Source organism: Kitasatospora sp. NBC_00374 (assembly GCF_041434935.1).
Lineage (GTDB): Bacteria > Actinomycetota > Actinomycetes > Streptomycetales > Streptomycetaceae > Kitasatospora.
The window spans coordinates 6,268,926-6,286,919 of the sequence record NZ_CP107964.1 but is presented as its reverse complement, the minus strand read 5'-3'; the positions used below and the strand labels follow the sequence as shown (position 1 = coordinate 6,286,919).

Annotated in this window: 13 protein-coding genes; 9 read left to right on the top strand and 4 right to left on the bottom strand. The window is 71.1% G+C overall.

The genetic code is table 11. The annotated features are described in order from the left end of the window. Nucleotides 1–185: 185 nt before the first annotated feature. A complete protein-coding gene (locus OG871_RS28065; RefSeq protein ID WP_371500446.1) occupies nt 186–1,268 on the bottom strand; it encodes an alpha/beta hydrolase in 1,083 nt (360 codons plus the stop codon). 325 nt (nt 1,269–1,593) lie between these two features. Between OG871_RS28065 and OG871_RS28060 the strand changes: the two genes are divergently transcribed. Beyond that, complete coding sequence (locus OG871_RS28060) at nt 1,594–2,628, top strand: 3-oxoacyl-ACP synthase III family protein (protein WP_371500444.1); 1,035 nt, start codon at nt 1,594–1,596, stop codon at nt 2,626–2,628. Between the two features lie 145 nt (nt 2,629–2,773). Further along, nucleotides 2,774–4,114 (top strand): glutamine synthetase, encoded by a 1,341-nt coding sequence (locus OG871_RS28055; RefSeq protein WP_371500443.1) that lies wholly within the window; start codon nt 2,774–2,776, stop codon nt 4,112–4,114. A 161-nt stretch (nt 4,115–4,275) separates the two neighbouring features. On the opposite strand, the gene OG871_RS28050 is transcribed toward OG871_RS28055, so the two are convergent. The 3 genes from OG871_RS28050 to OG871_RS28040 all read right to left on the bottom strand — a co-directional run bounded on the left by OG871_RS28050 (nt 4,276) and on the right by OG871_RS28040 (nt 7,667). Continuing rightward, nucleotides 4,276–4,890 carry a GNAT family N-acetyltransferase gene (locus OG871_RS28050; RefSeq protein ID WP_371500441.1) on the bottom strand — a complete coding sequence of 205 codons (615 nt, stop codon included), beginning with the start codon at nt 4,888–4,890 and terminating at the stop codon, nt 4,276–4,278. Then, a complete protein-coding gene (locus OG871_RS28045; protein ID WP_371503450.1) occupies nt 4,887–6,059 on the bottom strand; it encodes a type III PLP-dependent enzyme in 1,173 nt (390 codons plus the stop codon). The genes OG871_RS28050 and OG871_RS28045 overlap by 4 nt, the downstream gene beginning before the upstream one ends. A 1,176-nt stretch (nt 6,060–7,235) precedes the next feature. Then, the gene (locus OG871_RS28040) at nt 7,236–7,667 is read right to left on the bottom strand and encodes a hypothetical protein (protein WP_371500439.1); all 432 of its coding nucleotides are present in this window, start codon (nt 7,665–7,667) and stop codon (nt 7,236–7,238) included. A gap of 592 nt (nt 7,668–8,259) precedes the next feature. Between OG871_RS28040 and OG871_RS28035 the strand changes: the two genes are divergently transcribed. From OG871_RS28035 to OG871_RS28005, 7 genes are all read left to right on the top strand, one after another. Further along, nucleotides 8,260–9,204 carry a hypothetical protein gene (locus OG871_RS28035; protein ID WP_371500437.1) on the top strand — a complete coding sequence of 315 codons (945 nt, stop codon included), beginning with the start codon at nt 8,260–8,262 and terminating at the stop codon, nt 9,202–9,204. Between the two features lie 107 nt (nt 9,205–9,311). Beyond that, a complete protein-coding gene (locus OG871_RS28030) occupies nt 9,312–9,704 on the top strand; it encodes a peptidase inhibitor family I36 protein (RefSeq protein ID WP_371500435.1) in 393 nt (130 codons plus the stop codon). A gap of 150 nt (nt 9,705–9,854) precedes the next feature. Next, nucleotides 9,855–10,340: a hypothetical protein gene (locus OG871_RS28025; protein WP_371500433.1), complete on the top strand. Its 486-nt coding sequence runs from the start codon at nt 9,855–9,857 to the stop codon at nt 10,338–10,340. An 88-nt stretch (nt 10,341–10,428) separates the two neighbouring features. Then, complete coding sequence (locus OG871_RS28020) at nt 10,429–11,334, top strand: hypothetical protein (RefSeq protein ID WP_371500432.1); 906 nt, start codon at nt 10,429–10,431, stop codon at nt 11,332–11,334. A 927-nt stretch (nt 11,335–12,261) separates the two neighbouring features. Beyond that, entirely contained in the window at nt 12,262–12,768 is a 507-nt protein-coding gene (locus OG871_RS28015; RefSeq protein ID WP_371500430.1) for a hypothetical protein, read from the top strand. Nucleotides 12,769–13,045: 277 nt separating this feature from the next. After that, on the top strand, nt 13,046–14,308 hold the full coding sequence (locus tag OG871_RS28010) for a hypothetical protein (protein ID WP_371500428.1): 1,263 nt from the start codon (nt 13,046–13,048) through the stop codon (nt 14,306–14,308). A gap of 743 nt (nt 14,309–15,051) precedes the next feature. Continuing rightward, entirely contained in the window at nt 15,052–17,031 is a 1,980-nt protein-coding gene (locus OG871_RS28005; protein WP_371500426.1) for a BTAD domain-containing putative transcriptional regulator, read from the top strand. The last annotated feature ends 963 nt before the right edge of the window (nt 17,032–17,994 follow it).

The following is a 17,994-nucleotide window of genomic DNA, read 5'->3' as shown; positions in this document are numbered from 1 at the left end:
GAGCCTGGATGACCGGCGCCGCCACGGGCGCCAGCGGCAACCGTTCGAAAACACCCCCGACGGGCCGCGTCGCCACACCTCCGATCGGTACCGGCCACGACAGTGCCCCAGGGCGGCACCGCCACGAACACACCGGCGCCACCATGGATTTGGGCCCTCTTCCCCCGCCGACTCCGCGCGCACGGTCAGGGGCAGGCCGCCCGCAGCTCCCGCAGCAGGCCCTCGACCACACCGACCACGAACTCCGGCGCCTCGCGCGGGAAGTCGTGGCCCGTCCCCTCCGGCGTGTACACCAGCCGTGCCGTCGTCGACGCGGCCAGGTACCGGACCCTGCTCCGGAGGTAGAAGCGGCTGATCCGCTCGGCCTCGGCGGCGTCCCGGGCAGCGGCCAGCACCGCCTCACCGCCGGTGAGGTCACGGGGTACCGCCAGCACCAGCGGCAGGTCCCCGAGGTCCCCGTCGTACACCACGGTCTCCCAGCCGACCCTCGCCAGCCCGGACGGCGACAGCTCGGCGAAGGCCGAGGCTGCCGCGCAGCCCTGCCCGACCCGGTCCGCCAAGCCGCGATGGGCACCGAACAGCTGCCGCACCGCCGTCAGCAGGAAGCCCCGGCGCATCGCCGCGAGCTGCCCGTTGGGCGGCCCGAAGGCGACGACCTCCAGGGGCGTCGGGTCGAGCAGTACGAGCCCCGCCACCAGGTCCGACCGCCGCCTCGCCGCGTTCGCGACCAGCAGCCCGCCGAAGGAGTGGCCGACGAACACGAAGGGGGCCCGCTCCCCCGCTTCCTCCAGCGCTGCCAGCAGTTCCTCCGCCTCACCCGCCGTCGTCCGGGGGAAGGGCCCGACATCGCTCCAGCCCGTCCCCAGGCGGTCGACCAGCACCGACCGACTGCTACCGGCGAGCACCGTGTGCAACTCCCGGAACTCCGCACCGGGGGCATGCCCGCCGGGCATCCAGACCACCGTCGGCCCGCCGCCCGCTTCCCCCTCGCCCAGGACGTGCATCCGGTGGCCGCCCACGTCCACCAGCCGCCCCGGCGGCGGATTCGCCCGCGCCTTCCGAGCCAACAGCACCAAGTGCCGCGCGGCGCCCGCCGCCAGCAGCGCTCCGACGGCCATCGCCAGACCGCCGAGCACCACCGCCCAGGCCGCCCGCGACCCGACCAGCCCGACGCCCACCCCCACCACCAGCACCGCGACCGGCACACCGAGCCAGTCCCGGCTCAGCAGCGCGAGCAAGGAGTCCGCGACTCGTCCGTCCCGGCGCATCGGCCCTCCGCAAAGACATTCGAAATCCGGTCGCCACCAGTATCCGCCCTCCGCCCATCCGCCCCCACTCGGATCGCGGTGGACGCGCAGCAGGTGCCGTCCCATGGCACGACGGAGAATTCCGGCACCGCGATGTCAAGCAATCAAATGTTTCCTCACGCTCACGGATTAAAGAGCGATCTCCCCACCCGTTTTCCGTGAGACGATTCGGCGTCGGAATTCAACGGACCCGGCAGCGCCAGTCCATTCACGGACGATATCGAAAGGAACGGAATATGGGAGTTCGTCGAGGTGCGCCGATCGCACCGGGGTGGAGCGCCGCAGCGTGACCGTGGCCCTGGACCAGACCCTGTTCCATCAGACCGGCGCCGGCCTGTCCGTGCCGTTCTCCATCGCCGGGACGGGGATGCACCTGCCACCGGCGGTCGTCACCAACCTGGAGCTCACCCGTACTCTGGACACCAGCGACGAATGGATCACCAGTCGCACCGGTATCCGCGAACGCCGCCGCCTGGCCCCGCACCTGGCGACCTCCGACATGTGCGTCGCCGCCGCCCACCCGGCCCTGGAGGCCGCCGGCATCGAGCCCGCCCGGCTGGACGCGGTCATCGTCGCCACCTACACCGGGGACCAGCCACTCGTGTCGACCGCGCTGATCGTCAAGGACGCCCTCGGCGCCCACCGCGCCCTGTCCCTGGACGTCACCCAGGCCGCCTGCGCCTCCGGCATCCAAGCCACGCTGATCGCCGCCCACCTCCTGCAGAACCCCTCCATCACCACCGTCCTGCTCCTCGCGGCCGACTGCGCCTCCAGGATCACCGATCCCAACGACCGCACCACCGCCGTCTTCTTCGGGGACGCCGCAGCGGCCGTCGTCCTCACCCGCACCGACACCCCCGGAGCGGGCCTGCTCTCCTACGACCTCGGCTCCCAACTGTCCTACGGCGTACAGATCCCCGCCGGAGGCTCACGGCTGCCCGCCAGCGCCGCCACCGTCGCCGCCGGAGACCACTACCTGTCCATGGACGGTCGCGCCGTCTGGAACGCCGCGACCACCCGCCTGCCCGAGAGCATCACCAGCGCCACCCAGCGCGCCGGCGTGCCGATCGACGAGGTCCGACACTTCTTCCTGCACCAGGCCAACCTGAACATCCTCACCGCAGCCCTGGCAGCCTTGGGCGTTGCCCGCGAGCGCGTGCCCGTCACCGTCGACCGGCTGGGCAACACCGGATCAGCAGGCCTGTTCACCGCGCTCCACTCCGCCGCCTCCGCAGGCTCCCTGCTCCCGGGAGACACCTACGTGCTGTCCGGAATCGGAGCGGGCTTCCAGTGGGGAACCCTCTGCCTCCGGCACGCCTGAGCGATCCTCAGGACCGACAGGGCCCTCCCCCGGCGTCTCCCGCGCCTGCGTCCTGTGTCACGTCGCTGCTCCGGGCGCCCACGAACGAGTGAACCCCCGGCCGATTCTCGGCACGCCCGCCGCCGCGGACACCAGCATGGGCGTCATGACCACCACGCACTCCCGGGCCGAACGGGCTGCCCAGGCCCGGTCGGCCGAAGCCCAGCTCGCTGCCGACGGAATCGACGGGGTGGTGTTCGGCTGGGTCGACAACGCCGGGATCACCCGGGTGAAGTCCGTCCCGCTCAACCAGCTCGAACACGCCGCCGAGTACGGTGTCGGCGCCGTACCCTGTTTCGACCTCTCCCTGGTGGACGACTCCTTCACCACCACACCTTCGAGCACCGGCCCGGTGGGCGACCTGCGGCTCGTCCCCGACCTCGACCGGCTCACCGTGCTCGCCGCCCAGCCCGGCTGGGCCTGGGCCCCGGCCGACCGCCACACCCAGGACGGCACCCCGCACCCCGGCTGCCAGCGCAGCTTCGCCCGCCGGACCGCCGAGGCCGTCGAGCGACGCGGGCTCTCGGTGCAGGCCGGGATCGAGATCGAGTGGGTGGTGGCAGACGCCGCCGGAAACCCCGCGACGGTCGAACCCGCTTACGGGATGGCCCGCTTCATCGAGCACTCCGACTACCTGCGGGAGGTGCTGCGCGCCCTCACCGAGCAGGGGCTGGCCGTGCTCCAGATCCACCCCGAGTACGCCGCCGGGCAGTTCGAGGTCTCGGTCGCCGCCGAGGGGCCGGTGGAGGCGGCCGACACCGCGATGCTGGTGCGCCACACCATCCGAGCCGTCTCCGCCCGGCACAGCCTGCGGGTCTCGTACGCGCCCGTCTTCACCGAGGGCGCGATCGGCAACGGCGGCCACCTGCACCTCAGCCTCTGGCGACAGGACCGGAACCTCGGGCACGGCGGCCCCGGCCGCCACGGGCTGCACCCCGAAGCCGAGCAGTTCCTCGCGGGCGCACTGGCCGAACTGCCCGCCCTGCTCGCCCTCGGCGCGCCCAGCGTCGCCTCCTACCTGCGCCTGGTCCCCTCCCACTTCGCCGGGGCCTACCGTTGCTGGGGCCTGGAGAACCGCGAGGCGGCGCTGCGCCTGATCGCCGGCTCCACCGCCAGGCAGGCCAACGCCGAGTTCAAGTGCTTCGACGCCGCCGCCAACCCGTACCTGACGATCGGCGGCGTGCTGGCCGCCGGACTTGCCGGACTCGACGCCGGCCTGCCCCTCCCGCCCGAGACCCGGAGCGACCCCGCCGCCCTCGGCAGCGCCGAGCGCCTCCCGGCGAGCCTGTCGGAGGCGACCGACGCGTACGAGAAGTCCGCACTGCTGCGGCAGGCACTCGGCCCCGAGCTGTACGAGAACGTGCTGGCCGTACGGCGGGCGGAGGCGGAGCTGTTCGCCACGCACACGGACGAGGACGTCATCGAGGCCGTCCGCTGGCGGTACTGACAGAAGAATGGACAGAGTTCAACGGGCCCGGCCCCGGAAGGCCCAAGACGCTCCGAGGGTGGGCGCCTACGGGGAGCCGCGGGTCGGCGGCGCAGCACCCGGTCCGGGCTTCCCTCCGGGAACGAGCCGGCCGGCCAGTCCTCGGTCGACCGGCCGCACGCTCAATTCCGGGTCGGCCCGACAGGCAGCCCGGCGCACCCGGTTGCCCGCGGCGCACCCTTCGCGTCCGCGACCTGCGCCGGACAGCCGGGAGCCGGACCGGTGACAGCCCGCTCCAACGGCTTCGCCATGTAGACCGCCTCGGCACCGTAGCTCGCGGGCAGCCCGATCTCCGGCCGGGTGCGGTAGCCCAGCAGCGTCCACATCCTCTGCGAGCCGTGCACGGCGACCAGGGAGAGCGTCCGGTAGCGGGCCGACCACCCGGTCTCCTCCAGGTGCCGCTGCATCCGGCGGGCCAGGCCCCGGCCACGTGCTCGCTCGGCGATCACCAGGTCGTGGAGGTGCAGGTTGCTCCCCTTGCGGTTCTCCCTCACCGTGCCGCCCTCGGCCAGGCTCAGGTCCGGGCAGCGGAAGAGCGGGTACGGCAGTGCGAGCAGGTAGCCGGCGAAGCCGCCCGCGTGCTCCAGCACGAAGCAGGTCGAGGGCGAGGCGCGGTGCCGGGAGCGCAGTGCTTCCTCCCCCTCGGACAGGCCGCTCGCCGCGTAGGCGCGTTCCTCCAGTGCGACCACCTCGTCCCAGTCCTCTTCCCGAAGCAGCCGAATCCGGGTGTCGCTCATGCGGCGCCTCCGTCCGGGGCCGAACCGCCTACGCAGGTGTACGGCAACGGCCGGAAGCCGTTGAACCCCTGGGTGGCGTACGCGGCGGCGTACGCACCGCAGGAGTGGACCCAGACCGGGTCGCCGGAGGCGAGCGTCCGCGGGACCCGCACGAAGCCGTCCTCCTGGGCGTAGGCGTCGTCGCTGTCACAGGTCGGACCGGCCACCACGGCGTTGACCAGCTGCCCACCGGGATGAGTCGGGAACTCCAGCCGGTACTGCAACTGGTCCATTTCGTACAGGCCGTTGAACTTTCCGCAGCTGAGATAGAGCCAGTCCTCACGGGTGCCGTCGAGCCGGTGGCGTGAGGTGAGCCGGGCGACGTGGGCACGGATCGCGCCGTGGTCGGCGACCAGGTGGCGGCCGGGCTCCAGCAGGAAGTCCAGCGGGGCGGCGTTGACGGCGCGCAGCCGTTCCACGCCTTCGCGAATCACCGCGAACATCTTGTCCAGCGGCGGTTCCAGCGGTCGGCCGTGCCGGTCGAGGACGCCGAGGGCGGGCAGTCCCCCACCGAGGTTGATCCGGTCCGGAACGATGCCGTGCCGGTTGAGCGCCTCCAGCAAGCTGGCCAGCGTCTCGATCGCCTCACCCCAGGCTTCGGCCGTCATCTGCTGGGAACCGACGTGCACCGACAGACCGGAGGGCACCAGTCCGGCGGCCCGGGCGGCGTCGAGCACCCGCAGGGCGTCCTCGGGCGAGCAGCCGAACTTACGGCTCAAACCCCACAGCGCGCCGTCGCCGGTGGTCGCGACCCGGCAGAACACCCGTGAGCCGGGGGCGTGTTCGGCGATCGCGGCGACGTCCTCCGGGCTGTCGGTGGCGAAGTCACGCACACCCAGCCGGTAGGCCTCGGCGATGTTGCGGTCGGACTTGACGGTGTTGCCGTAGTGGATCAGTTCGGGGGCCGCCCCGGTGCACAGCGCCTGGGCGATCTCCTGCGGGCTGGCTGCGTCGAAGCCGGACCCGAGCCTGGCGAGGTGGTCGAGCACCTCGTCCACCGGGCAGGCCTTCATCGCGAACCGGACCGAGACGCCGGGCAGTTCGGCGCACAGGGCGGTGTACTGGCGCCCGATGCCGTCCAGGTCGTAGATGATGGCGTCCTCCGTGGCGGCGACGAGCGCGGCACGCAGGGCGGAGTGGTCCTGCCGGCCCGGGTGGCAGTACTGACCGGGGAGGAGCTCGGCGGAAGGGTGCACGGTGGCCGACGCGGTCAGGGTGCGGTGACCGGTTCTGCCGCAGTCGGCCGTCCGGCGCGATTCGGCGATCTGACGCGTGTCGGGGGCCTGAGGCCTCACGTGTGAACTCCCAATTGGACTGGATGATCGGCGCCAAGAGCTTGCCCGCGCCAAGAGATGGGCCGAGGGGTCCGAAGGTCGGCCAGGACGCCTGACCCGGATTCCTCCCTCGCCGCACTCTATGTACTTCGGGGTCCGTGCCTGCGCCTGCCGTGCACCCTGTCCGGCCTGCCGCTCGCTGCCGCAGTGCACCGCCGCGCCGGCGGTACCGCGCTCGAACCGGGCAGTGGGGCACCTCCGGTCCGGCCGACGCACCAGACGCGTAGTGCACGAACGCTTCTGTCGGCGCCGACGGGACGCCAGGCCCCTGGGACGTTCCCGGTCCCGTTCCTGCCAGTCCCTGTCGGCAGTTGCAACGGCGCCCAGAGTCACCGCTCGACACGCAGAACCACCCGAACGGCACCGATGCGAGCCTCTACGGCCTTGACGATCAGGTCCCGTCGGACGCTGTCGCAGATCACCGGTATCCACGCGCGACCGCCTCATCTGAGCTGCGGGGCCCCACGAACGGGACACTCCGCCGACCGGTCTCCCTTTGCCACCGGCCAAGGGAGAACCCCAGGTCAGCCAGCATTATCGTGAACTGGTGGTCGCACAGAGGTCGCCAGGCGGGCGCACACCGGGAGGAGGAACACTCCGCGCGCTCGACCCTTCGAGGCGACACCGTGCGCTGCTCACCGAACCCGGGCAAATACCGAGGACGCGTCTACCGACGCTGCGGCTGCCGCGACGACCACCGCCGACAGCTCGGCACCACCTGCCCCCGCCTCGCCGCCGACCCGCACCACGGCACCTGGGCGTTCGCCGTCGACGCCCCGTCCCCCGGCGGCCACCGCCGCACCAACCGCCGCGCCGGCTTCCCCGACGAACTCGACGCCCGCACCGCGCTGCGGCGCTTCAACCAGGTCCTGGCCCCGTGCGTCATCACGACCCCAGGCAGCGCACCGCCGAATACCTCCGGGACCGGCTGGACGAGCAAGAACTCCGCCTCAAGCCCACCACCATGGCCCGCTACCGCGCATACGTCGAACAGGATCCGTCCAGTGACTCCAGACCGGGGAGCGCAGTCGTCTCGAACGCCTCCACCAGCCGGTCGACCGCCGCCGGGTCGAACCCGAGGCGCACCAGCCGGAACCCCGCCCCCGGCTGCGCGTCGCCCCGGCGGGACACCGCGGCCTCCCAGCCGGCCACGCTGACCGTGCCGCCGAATACGGTCAGCAGCTCCTGGCGCTGGTCGTGCAGCGCCGTGTAGCTGTCCCGCTCGCTCTGCGCGCTCTCCCACCACGAACCCAGCAGGATCTTCCCGAGCCGCCGGTCCGAGAAGATGCCGAACCCCCGGTAGCCGGCCTGACCGGAGAGCAGCCCGACGGATTCCGCCTTCAGCCGTCCCGGTCCGCCACGGAACCGGCAGCTTGCGCCCTCCCCGCCCACCTTCCATCGCACGCCCGACTCGCCCCCCGGTCAAACGCTGAACGTCGCGCGGTCGGGGATGTCTGCGGCGCACAGCCCTGACCAGCCTGAACGGCGGCCTGGCAATCGGGCGGCCGGCGACCTCTGGCGTCATGGGAATCTCGACGCGCGGCCACCGTCCCCATGCAGCAACGCCGTCCCCTGGCCCCTTACATGGCATTCAGGGTGGGGAATTGACTATCCGTCGACACCATAGGGCTGCTGCCCGCCAACTCGGGCAGAGGTGCTCGGCTTCGGAATGTGCCGTGCAGGTTCAGATCCTGTCGTCCCGACAGCGATGTCGGAGCCCCGCTGACTGGACGAAAGTTCAGGCAGCAGCGGCAACGCGCTGATCCGGCTCGCCCGGCAGAACTGACCCGGGCGCCGAGGCTCCCGGCCGGCGCCGCCGGGTATTACGGGGATGAGACCACCGCGATACCTCCGCGCACCACGATGGCGTCCAGGGCGAGGGCTCACCCGGCGGCCCACTGCCAACGGACCGGAAGAGGACGCAGGACGAGATGCGGAAGATGTGCAAGCACCTGGCCATGAGTGCAACGGTGACCGCGATCGGGGCCGTCGGCGTATGAGTTCCGCCGTGCATCAGCGATCGACCGGCAGCAGTGCGGGAGTACGGCTGGCCGGCCTGGCCGCGCTCATGTGCCTTGCCCTGGCGGGTTGTTCGCCATCCGGGGAGCCAGCCACCGAGGCGGTGCCGACCACGCAGTCTCCGTCCGCGCTCCCGGCGAGTGCTGATCCGCATCTTCCTATCGAGACGTATCTCTTCTCCGAGGCGGAGACAGAGAAGCTGGCCAGGGCGGGAGCCGTGCTGCGCAAGGCGTGCCTGCAGCGGTTCGGTCTCGACTACGCCATCAGCCCCGCCGGCCCGTCGACCGGACCGCGCACGTTCATGGACCGCCGGTACGGCGTGACGGACCTGGCCGAGGTGGCGGCCAACGGCTACCACCTCGGCGACCGCGACCCGCGCACCCACCCGGTCGACCCGACGCAGTTCTCCGCCGAGCAGCAGCAGGTGCTCACCGGACACCTCCCGGGGAAGACCGGTGCGGACGACACGAAGCTCGAGGTCAACGGCGTACCGGTACCACCCGGCGGCTGTTACGAGGAGGCGAAGCGGGGCCTGGCCGGTTCGGGGGAACTGGGCCCGAGCAGCGCGGCCCAGCAGGCCAACTACCAGACCTTCAAGGCCAGTATGTCGGCGGCGCAGGTCACGCAGGCATTCGAGGCGTGGTCCGGCTGCATGAAGAACAAGGGCTACTCCTACCCCAATCCGATGGATGCCATCAGCGACCACCGATTCCTGGGAGACTCACCCACGCCGCTGGAGCTCCAGGTGGCGACGGCTGACGTGACCTGCAAGCAGCAAGTGGGTCTGATCGACACCTGGTTCGCGGTCGAGGCTTCCTTGCAGAAGGAATTGATCGCACGGCAACAAGCCGATTTCACGGCGGCGCTCGCGGCGAAGACCGAGGAACTCGCCAAGGCCGACGCCGTGCTGCGCGATCAGTGAAGTAGTGGGCTGACACTTTTCACGTCCGGGCGCGCCCACCCTTCCCCAGGCAAGCCGAGGGGATTGCACACACGCCTGGAACGTCCATGAAGAGAGGACCAAACAAAATGAAGCGTACCCTCAAGCTCGCCGCAACGGCCCTGGGCGCTGCCCTGCTCGTCCCCGCCCTCGCCACCGCCGCGCACGCCAACGCGAGCGACTGCGAGGAAAGCCACTTCTGCTTCTTCTACAACTCGAACGAGCAGGGCTCCCACAACGCACTGGGGGGGAGGGACGTGCCCGACCTTTCCGGTTATAAGTTCACCAGCCCCGGCAACGGCCAGGGGCAGGGCGTCAAGAACAATGCCGCGTCGGCCGTCTCCAACGTGTGCATGACGGTCACGGTGTTCTACAACTCCAACTACAGCGGCCCGCGCGACGCGTTCAACTACCGCAATGCGAAGAACCTGGAAGAGACGTACAACGAGAACGCCTCGGTGTATTTCGCCAAGGACTGCTGAGCCCCACCCACCTGGCAACCGGGCCCCGGTACGCGCTCTCGCGTAGCGGGGCCGGGCTGCGCCCAACGACTGTGCCGCCCCGGGTGGATGGCACAGGTCGCCATTGGGTACGCTTGGGCACACGAAATGATCAAGAAAATGGGGGAGTCAATGCTCTTTGCTCGTAAGGCACTTGTCACTGCGTCAATAGCGCTGTCGGCCGTTGTCGGCACCCTTGCTATAGCTTCTCCGGCGAGCGCGGGAATCTCGACCGGCTCGGACAGCGTCGGCGACTGTGACGCCCAGTGCCTGGTCCTCTATTACAACACCGGCTACGCCGGCTCGCATACGACCATTCACTCCACCACCCCCAGTGGCGGCGAGGGCGTCTACGACCTGTCGGGGTACACCTTCCAGAGCGGCGGTGCCGGGCAGGGGAAGAGCCTGAAGAACAACGCAGCCTCGGCGAAGGCCCGGATCTGGAGTATCGACTCCAGCGTGACGGTCTACTTCAACAGCGGCTACGCCGGCCCCTGCGACAAGTTCCACAAGACCGAGTACCCGGCCGCCTGGCAGCTCTCGAACACGTACAACGAGAACGCGTCGGTGTACTTCCGGAACGTTCCGGTCAACCAGGGCTGCGTCAACTTCGGTTGATCGGAGTCATGAATTCGTGGCGGCCGCGTACCCACGCGGCCGCCATATTCCTTGTGGAGAGAAGTGGATGACTGTGGGGAGACAGAGCTTGCCGACCGGGGCATCACGCGCTCTTGTGTTTGTCGCGGCCGCGCTCATGGCGACGGCCGCCTGTTCGGCAACCAAGGACCGAACCGGCGGTGAGCCCGGCGGTCGGAGCGTGGACGTTCGTCCCTCGGCCGTGGCCTCGGGCAGCGTTTCCATGCCTATCGAGAGGTTCGCTCTCACTGCCGAGGAGTCCAGCGCGGTCGACCGGGCCAAGGTCCTCCTGGCCAACGAGTGCCTGGGAGGCTTCGGTCTGGACTACCGGATACCGGAGCACCCGCCGCTGGTTGCCGAATCCTCCAGGCGCTACGGGATATCGGACCGCGAGGTCGCCCGCGACCACGGATACCACCTCCCGCCACCGGCCGGCGGGGCAGGCGCCACCAAGCAGCCCACCGAGGCGCAGGAAGCGATCCTGCTCGGAGCGACTCGTGCCGGAGAGCCGCAGTCGACAAGCCCCGACGGCCGCCCGATTCCACCCGGCGGCTGCTACGGGGGTGCCGAGGCCCGGCTGGACGGCGGCCCGCGCCCTGAGTCCGACATCGCCGCCGCGGCGGCCATCGACAAGGAGAGCTTCAAGCGGTCCCTGGCGGACCAGACGGTCGCATCCGCCTTCCGCGCGTGGTCGACCTGCATGGAACGCCACGGCTACCAGTACCAGGACCCCATGGCATCCGTGGGGGATCGGGCGTTCGACACAGCGGAGCCGACGGAGCGCGAGAAGGCCGTGGCTCTGGCGGACATGGACTGCAAGACCGAGACAGGTCTGCTGAAGGCCTGGAGTGCGGCTGAGGCGGAGATCCAGACGCACATGATCGAGGAGAACTCCTCGGCCCTGAACAGGCTGAGCTCCTTCCAGAAGCGCAAGATCGGCCTTGCCCGCGAGGTGATCGCACGCCTCGGCAGCTGAGCAGCACCCCGACACGGCGAAGCCCTGTGTGCGGCCTCCGGAGCGTGAGGATCTCCACCCACGTCCCCGCTGTCACGCAGGGCATCGGCGCGGCCGGGAGGATCGTCGACAGTAACCGGCAGACCGTCAGTCAACTTTCCGGTCCGGGCACTTGCGACCGCGAGGACCGGGGCCACGGACAGGTAGCAACGGGCCGCGCCGCCCCGGGCCTGTCCGGGGTTCGGATCAGGTGGCGGGTTGAAGGCTGCGGGGCCGGCTTTCCTGGTGTTCGAGACGGAAACGTTCCGTGATCACCGTTTCATGGCCACCGTATCGCCGCCGTCGCGCCTCCATGGCGCGAGCCCAGTCGTCACCGGCCGACGCCGCACCTGAGGTTCGCCCACAGGGCCCGGCCTGATGGCTCGTCATGGAGGCGGGGGCCCGGCGCGGCGGCGAGATCGGGAGGTGGTGGCGACACAAGGGCCTGAAGCCTCGTGGGAGTCGGTGACCAGCCATGGCATCGAACCCGAACCACCACCGCCTACTTGGAAGTCACGGCAGTGATCACGTCGTCCACCGGCTCAGACCTCCACCCACCCCGCCAGGAGCGCCAACTCCCGGCCGCCCCGCGGGACGAAGCCCAGCGCCCCTGTCGGGTTCGCCACCGGGCCCGTGGTGGTGTGACAGCGGGGTTATCCGGCTGATACGCGCCCTTCCTAGGTTGGTCCCGGAGCGGACCGGTCCCGCCGATTCCGGACCGTAGCTCCTCAGCGGGACCACGCGGGACCACGTGCACCTCTGCTCCCTGCCCCACCTGGGCCGGCGGCACCTACAACCAGAGCGTGGGCAACCGGAACTACTGCAACACCTGATCGACCCGAAGCACCGCGACACCCACAACCTCCGCCGCGCCGCGCCGTCGCGCGGCGGCCTTTCGGAAGGACCCTCGTGACACCCAGCAAGTCCGGTCGCTCCACGGCCCGCAGGCGCATCCTGCGCACCGCCCTCGTAGGCACGGCGATCGCCTGCGCGATCGGTCTGACCACCACCACCGCGTCGGCCGCCGCCTTCGTCGCGAACTTCACGCTCTCCCAGTCCGACTGGACCGCCGGTGACAGCGTGGGGGCGGACAACGGTATGTCGCAGTTGGTCCTCCAGTCCGACGGCAACCTGGTGCTCTACAAGTTCACCGGAGCCGAGAGCTACCCGGCCTGGGCTTCGGGGACCAGCGGCCACGGCGTCGTGCGGGTCGACTGGTCGCGGTCCGGATACGTCAAGCTCCTCAACTCCTCCGGTGGCATCGTCTGCACTCTGGGCGCGCTCAACCCGGCGCCCGGCGGCCACGCCGAGCTCCGGAACGACGGCAACCTCGTCTTCCTCAACAGCAGCGGCAATGCCACCTGGGACACCGGCACCTCCCACGGGACCGGCAACCGCAACTACTGCTACACCTGATCGGCCCTACCCGCCGGACACCTCCGCGACACACACAGGGCGCTGCCCCGGGATGCCTCTGCTCCCGGGGCAGCGCCCTGTGCATCTCCGGTCAAGCACACTCGTCCCCTGTGCAACAATCTGATGATCAGCCATCTGGTGCGCGTCCATATTGCCGCAGGTCAGCAGTGGGGCCGGGGGGGTTCGTGGCAGCGAGACCGGCTACGGCTGACGGCAACGGAGCTGAGGGGGAATCCGGGGATGTCGGTACCAACCGTGGGCGGCGAAGGGGACTCCGTTGCCCCGTAGGCCACGACCGCTCGACCCCGACGACGGCCCACTGCAGGCGTTCGCCTACGAGCTGAGGTGTCTGCGGCAGGCGGCCGGGAACCCGACCTACCGGGCACTCGCAGCTACCGCAGGCTTCAGTGCCACGACGCTGAGCGACGCCGCCGGCGGTGTGCGCAGGCCCACACTGGACGTGACGCTGGCGTATGTCGGCGCCTGCGGTGGCGATGCCGAGCTCTGGGAGAAGCACTGGTACGTACTCGAACGCCGGCTCGCCGGCAGCACCGGAGCCGACGCGCGGGTCCGGCCGTCGAGTGTGCAGGCCGCACTGACCGTCTCGGAGGTGATCGAGCCGACGCAGGCGGACGCCGGGAACCGAGCCCCGGTGGTGGACGCGTTCCAGAAACAGGGCTTCGAGCCCGAACCGATCGACGGCGATGAGCCGGGAGCTCCGCAGCGGCGCCTGTGGCGGTCGCGGGCGTGGCTGCCCGTCATGGCCGTCGCCCTGGTCCTGATGCTGGTGCTGACCAGCCTGCTCGTGGACCTCAAGCGCGGGTCCGGCGATACGGACACGGTCTCCGGATCCGGCTGTCCGGTCGGCCCGGCCGGCGGGACCCTCTTCCAGGGCACGACCTACGTCGGGAGCACCCGGGTCCGCAGCAGCGCCAGCCGCAGCGCACCGGTGATCGACGAGATCCCGCCCGGGTGCAGGGTCCAGTTCGTCGGCTTCTGCATCGGTGACGCCGAGGTGGACGTGACGGCCGGGACTCCCGATGTGCGCTGGTTCAAACTGGGCAGCGGCGGGATGGTCTCGTCGGGGGTGGTGCACGGCAATCCGCCGTGGGAGTTGAGGCCGGACCGCTGCCCGGGTGAGTTCCCGGCTCCATCGTCGATCTCCCTGGCGGTCGCGCCAAGGCTCTCCGATCCCGAGGCCGTGGAACTGCGCGCCAGCGGTTCGTATCTCGGCATCGTGGGGTTCGCCGGGTACTTCTCCGACAGCGGCCAAGCCGTGCCCGTGCCGCGCTGGCACCAGCTCGGCCTGATCGGCGTCGGCGTCGACGGATTCGTGCTCCCCTGGCGGATCGCGAAGCCGACGGCTGATCAGGGCCCGATCCAGCTGATCGCCGTCGCCTGCCTGGGTGGGGACGGCCCCACCGATGTGCTGGACGCGCTGACCCTCCCCCCTGCGGCTCCCACCCAGGCGCGGCCGCTGTCGCTGGGCGAGGGCGACCGGAACGCGGCCGCACGGACCGCCTGCCGCTACCCCGCCTAGAGTCTGATCCGGCCCGCCGGGTGCGACAGAAAAGTTACCGCGCACGCGAAGAATGTCCGGTGCGGCGCGGCCGGCGGCCAGACGGCACCGCCGGCCGCGTCGCGCCATGGCGTGCCCTTCCGTTACAGGGCGAGCGGTGAGTCACCGTTCGGTCCTGGCCCAGGGGCGAGCCGGCTCCACGGTCGGGTTCGCTCCGGTGAACCCGTCAACGTCTCCACCGCCTCCGTCGCCACGGGCGGCGCCGCCTCGCTCGCCGTCGCCGACGTCGACAAGACGGCCGGCACCTGCGCCGACACCCCGGTGAGGGTTCGGGCGGTCCCGAGTACCGGTGCGCCGACTTCGTGCCGTGGGTCTGGCGGAACTCCGGTTTCCGCACCGGTGGGTTGGACACCGGTGCTGCCAGCTTCGACACCTACGGCCGGGGCAACGGCACCCCGTACACCTCGGCCTCCTCCCAGCGCAGCCGGGCGACGCGGTCGCCCACGGCAGCGTGAACGACGCCGACATCCATCGTTGTCCGGCTGTCCGACGGTGCGCTCGGGCGTTGTCAGGACGTTGTCAGGTCGTTGTACGGACCCTGTCAGGACAGCGGAACGCCGTTCGTTTGTACGGGATTGATTGTCCATCACCGGCTCAACGCTCCTGACAACCAGTCGTCGCACAAGATCTTGTCCGTCAGCACGGTGCGCCCGGCGAACCCGCGTGCACCGTTCGGAACACCGACGGCGCAGGAGAACAGGCGAGTGGAATTCGGGATCCTGGGGCCCCTTGTGGTCCGTGACGGAGTGCAGACCCGCACCGTCCCCGGCGGCAGGCAGCGGGCGCTGCTCGCGGCGCTCCTGGTCCGGCACGGGCAACCGACGTCAGCGGAGTTCCTGACGGAGGCCATCTGGGACGGGCACCCGCCCAGGAGTGCCTCCGCCGCCCTGCGCAACTACGTGATGCGGCTGCGCAAGGCGCTCGGCGCGGCGGGTGAGCGGATCGAGACCACCGCCGGCGGCTACCGGATCAACGTCGACGTGCAGGAGTTCGACCTCCAGAGCTTCACCGTCCTGCGTGACGAGGGCATCGCTGCGCTGCGCCGACAGGACTTCGAGCGCGCCGCCGCCCGGCTGGACACTGCCCTCCAGCTGTGGCGCGGGCCCGCGCTGGCCGACATCCCCTCGGACGCGCTGCTCCGCAAGGAGGCCGGGTGGCTGGCCGAAGCCCGCCTGGACGCCATGGAGGCGAGGCTGGAGGCACAGCTGCGGCTGGGCGGCGACGTCCGGGCACTCACCACCGAGCTGCAGGCACTCACCACCGAGTACCCGGAGCGGGAGCTGCTCTGGGCCCAGCTCATGACGGTGCTGTACCGCAGCGGGCGCCAGTGCGAGGCGCTGGCCGTCTACCAGCGGGTGCGGCAGACACTGATCGAGGAGATCGGCGTCGAGCCCGGCAGTGAACTGCGCGAGGTTCACCAGCGTGTCCTGCGCGGTGACCCTGCCCTCGACGGGCCGACCCGGCCCCGCCCGGAGCCGATCGGCATCAACTCCGCGAGCGCCGGCGCGGCAGCAGACACCGGAGCCGACGCGGGGGCCGGAGCGGGCGCAGGCACGGCCGGGCACCCGGCACCCGACCGGACCGCGCACGGTCGACCGGCGTTCGCCGTGACGCCATGTCAGCTTCCCCCGGCGCTACCTGACTTCACCGGGCGTACATGGGAGACGTCCCTGCTCACCGGCCGGCTGATCGCCGTGGACCGCACGGCACCGTTCACCGCCGTGATCTCGGGCCAGCCCGGCGTCGGCAAGAGCGCGCTGGCCGGCCAGGTCGCGCACGCCACCCGGGCCGCGTTCCCGGACGGCACGCTGCACGCCGAGCTCCGCGGGACGGACGACAGCCCGGCCCTTCCCGCCGCCGTGCTCCGGACCTTCCTGGTCGCGCTCGGCGTTCCCGCCGACCTGGTGCCGGTCGGACTGGAGGACCGGATCTCGCTCTACCGCTCGCTGCTGACCGGCCGTCGGGTCCTTGTGGTGCTGGACGATGCCCGCGACAGCGCCCAGGTCCGCCCGCTGCTGCCCGGCGACCCCGGCTGCGCGGCGCTGGTCACCGGCCGCTACCGACTCGCCGACCTGGTCGGGGCACTGCCGCTCGAACTGGACGGGCTGTCGGCGGCGGAGGCCGAGCTGCTCCTGCGGCGGCTGGTCGGAACCACACGGGTGGCAGCCGATCCGCAGGCAGCCACCCAGGTGGTCGCCGCCTGCGGACGACTTCCGCTGGCGCTGCGGATCTGCGCGGCCCGGCTGGGCGCGCGCCCCGGCTGGAGCATCCGGCACCTCGCGGACCGGCTGGCCGACCAGCTGATGCTGTTGAACGAACTGCGGGTGGGCAGCCTGGACATCAGGGCCAGTGTCGAGCCCAGCTACCGGGCACTCGAGCCCGCCGCCGCCCGGGCCTTCCGGCTGCTCGCCACGGCCACGGACGGCCCCCTCTCGACCGTGCAGGCCGCCCAGGCACTGCACCTTCCGCTGCCGGCTGCAGAGCACTTGCTCGAACGGCTCGTCGACGCACACCTGCTGGTCACCGACGCGCCCGGCCGGTACCGCTACCCGGCCCTGCTGCGGGCCTTCGCCCGCGAGCAGGGTGGCCTGCGGCCCGGGGTGGTGCCGGCGCAGCAGGACAGGCGCGCCGCCGCCGAACGGCCGGTCACGCTCGCCGACTCCGGGTGCGCGCTGGGCCACTGAGGTCTGACGCGGCGTCCGGCCGCCGCGTGGGCCCGGCCCGGCGGCGGCCGGACGCCGCGTCAGGTCGGCTCGGCTCAGCAGTGAACACCGGGCAGCGGTAGTCGGCCCTCGTGCCGTGCCGTCGGTGTCGTAGGTGATGCCGGTCACCATGACGCGGTGCCCTGCGCCGTGCACGGTGACCGGACCGGCGCAGGAGCTGCAGTAGATGTCGGAGCGGCCCGGATCCATCGGGTACTCGACGGCCGTGCACCGGCCGGGGCCGCCGCCCTCTGGGCCGTCCCGGCGGCCGGCAAGCAGCGCGACCCGGGTCAGGGTCGGCGTGCCGGAGAGGCTGCCGGTCTTGACGTTGACGGCACAGTTCCGCCCCGTGGAATTGTTCCGTTTGTCCAGGAGGGGCAGATCGGATTGCCGGCCACCACGCGAGCATGGCGACTCCGCGTACCACCGCCGTCTCCGACCGGTATCGCGCCACTCGGCCCGGCCGCGCGAGCCGCAAATCCTCTTCCTCACACCGCTTGTGACGTCTTCCTACCTGAGGCCTCGTCATATCCCTTGGGTCAGAGGCCGAGTTACTGACCGATGACGGGAGTGATACGCGCCGCGTGGAGGATTCCCGTGGATTCGCGACCAGCCGGCCGCCGCACCACCCTCAGCTCGCGGAGGACCTTGGGCATGCACGCCCGTATACGCACGAAACTCATCCGCACTCTCACCCCGCTCCTCGCGGTGGCCGCCGCGGCGCCGGGCTCTTCCGCCTCATCCGCCCGTGTCCGCGCGCCCTGAGGTCCTGGCCGGGCTGCTCCGGCGCGGCGGACCGGCGCCATGTGACCCGACTCGAACCGCAGCCCCCGCCACCTCGGCACCGGGGACTCGGCATTCCGGTCTGTCTGCGGAAGAGGCTCACGCCAACGCCTTGGCGGCTGCCGAGAGCCTCTCCTCCATTCCCATTCCTGAAAGAAGGTT

Bases quoted from the DNA above. Each gene is read 5' to 3' on its own strand.
- OG871_RS28035 (WP_371500437.1), top strand. From the start codon at position 8,260: ATGAGTTCCGCCGTGCATCAGCGATCGACCGGCAGCAGTGCGGGAGTA.
- OG871_RS28065 (WP_371500446.1), bottom strand. From the start codon at position 1,268: ATGCGCCGGGACGGACGAGTCGCGGACTCCTTGCTCGCGCTGCTGAGC.
- OG871_RS28030 (WP_371500435.1), top strand. From the start codon at position 9,312: ATGAAGCGTACCCTCAAGCTCGCCGCAACGGCCCTGGGCGCTGCCCTG.
- OG871_RS28050 (WP_371500441.1), bottom strand. From the start codon at position 4,890: ATGAGCGACACCCGGATTCGGCTGCTTCGGGAAGAGGACTGGGACGAG.
- OG871_RS28055 (WP_371500443.1), top strand. From the start codon at position 2,774: ATGACCACCACGCACTCCCGGGCCGAACGGGCTGCCCAGGCCCGGTCG.
- OG871_RS28025 (WP_371500433.1), top strand. From the start codon at position 9,855: ATGCTCTTTGCTCGTAAGGCACTTGTCACTGCGTCAATAGCGCTGTCG.